Source organism: Lentilactobacillus sp., from assembly GCF_040773105.1.
Classification (GTDB): Bacteria; Bacillota; Bacilli; order Lactobacillales; family Lactobacillaceae; genus Lentilactobacillus; species Lentilactobacillus parabuchneri.
In genome coordinates, this window is sequence record NZ_JAXGWW010000292.1 from 1 (window position 1) to 2,206 (window position 2,206).

General features: G+C 45.6%; 2 protein-coding genes. One reads left to right on the forward strand and one right to left on the reverse strand.

The window, feature by feature from the left end; translation table 11 throughout:
• Positions 1–232: 232 nt before the first annotated feature.
• Positions 233–1,558: an NAD(P)/FAD-dependent oxidoreductase gene (locus AB3112_RS10865; RefSeq protein WP_367334497.1), complete on the reverse strand. Its 1,326-nt coding sequence runs from the start codon at positions 1,556–1,558 to the stop codon at positions 233–235.
• A 175-nt stretch (positions 1,559–1,733) separates the two neighbouring features.
• Here AB3112_RS10865 and AB3112_RS10870 point away from each other — a divergent pair.
• The coding region (locus AB3112_RS10870; protein ID WP_367334498.1) for a pyridoxamine 5'-phosphate oxidase family protein at positions 1,734–2,206 on the forward strand (473 nt) is incomplete at its 3' end.

The window sequence follows — 2,206 nt, forward strand, 5'->3', positions numbered from 1 at the left end:
ATTGTGTTATCTGAAGAATAACATGCTCGAATGCCTTTTTGAATACGTCCAATTATTTAGTGCTTACTCTTCATTGAGCATCATCTTCGAGAAATGCGATCATAAAAAACAAAGAAATCCTACCAGCTAAGGTGGGATTTCTTTGTTTATTGGATGACATTTTCTATCAATCATCATGATTTATAAAGTGAAAAGGTTACTTAAATGCAGGCGTTCTGAACTTCTGACGTCGCTAAATCTGGCCCCAAGCGTCTGCCGCAATCGTAGGGAACAGTGTCACCAGTCGTTCCAGTTGAGCTGGTTCAAACTTGAACACGATTGCCGGTAGGAAGGCGTTAATGGCATCTTCTGCCTGGTCACTGATTTCAGTGGCGCCCACCAGGTGGTTTTGCTTGTCGTAAATCAAAGCGTTATCGCCAATCGATTCCTTGGTAACTTGACGATACCAGTCGTCTGGCAAATGATTTTCCTTAATTGTCAGGTCGTTTTTCTGAGCTTCTTCAACACAAACGCCGACTTTGGCGATTCTTGGTGATGTGAAGACAACTGACGGAATTGCCGGGTAGTCAATTGGGTCGCTGGTATCGCCGGCAAAGACGTGCATCAAGTAAGTGGACTCAAAAATCGCCGTTGGGGTCAGCTTTGGTTGATCTTTGTCAATGACGTCGCCTGAAGCATAGATGTTATCAACGTTGGTCTGGAGGTGATCGTTGACCTTGACGCCTTTTTCGCTGTAGTCAACGCCGACTTTATCCAACCCAATTCCGTCAACGTTTGGAACCCGGCCAGTTGCGTCTAAAATCCAGTTGGTTTTGACCGTTCTACCGTCGTAGTTGACGGTGAAATCTCTGTCGTCCTGCTCGAAGCTGGTTACATTGGCATTGTTAATGAAGTCAACACCTCGGGATTTCAAATCTGCGACAATTTGTTCAACGTATGGCTGGTAGAACTTTCGCAATACCTTGTCGCCGTGGGTGATAACAGTTACTTTGGCGCCAGCAGCGTTGGCAATTGTGGCAAATTCCAAGCTGATGTAGCCGGCACCGACGATGGTAATGTTGGCCGGTAAATGAGTCAGGTTCATGAAGTCGGCACTGTCGTGGGCTAATTCGGTGCCTGGAATGTCCAAACGGTGAGGATGTTGACCGGTTGAAATCACAATGTTTTCAGCGGTGTGTGGTGTTCCGTCTACCATGACGGTGTGGGCATCTTCAAATATCCCACGACCCTTGATGATATTGATATTGACCGATTTCATCAAGCCGCCGATCATGTCAGGTAAGCCTTGAATGACTTCTTGCTTGTGTTTCTCGTTGGCGGTCCAGTTAATTGCCAAATCACCGTTGACAATGCCCTGCATTCTTTCAGTTAAGCGGGTAAGCGCAACTGGTGCATCCAACGTGATTTTAGCGTTACAGCCGCGGTTGGGACAGGTGCCGCCAATTAAGCCGGATTCGATAACGCCGACTTTCTTGCCGCGGGCGGCCAATGGAATCGCCCCATCGAAGGTGCCGTGGCCGCTACCAATGTATAAGACATCATAATCATAATTTGCCATAAAATATTCCTCCCAATTCTGCTCGGAAACGTTTACATCTACAACTACTAAAATCGTAACCTGTAAACCGATTGTGCGCAACGAATTGGTTTGGAAATTTTGGCTGGGCAAAAGTGTCTATGTACGAGGTGATATAAAATGACTATACTGAAGACAAATCAAAGGAGCTGATCGCATGCGTAGAAAAGATCGAGAAGTAACGGCTATTGATGAAATCAAGCAAATACTCAAAGATTCCCACGTGATTCATAGTGGGTTTCGAACGGATGACTATCCATACGTGGTCCCGACTAATTTTGGCTATGAGTTTAATGATGATAACAACTTAACCTTATATATTCACGGCGCACCGGTCGGCACCAAACGCGAGCTGATTCAAAAGGATGGTCGAATGGGCTTTGAAATCGATGATGGCGGCCAATTGATGGTGCCAAAGGATCCCAAGCAAAATACACCCAGCTTTGCTTATCGTAGTGTGATGGGTTACGGGGATGCAGAATTAGTCGAAGATCCAGAAATCAAAAAGCACGCGCTTCAGGTTATCCTGGCACATGAAACCGGCCAGAAGTTGAGCGATTTTGATGTTTCTGAGAAGACGATTGAATACGTTGGGATTATCAAGATTGCTGTGAAATCATATACTGCTAA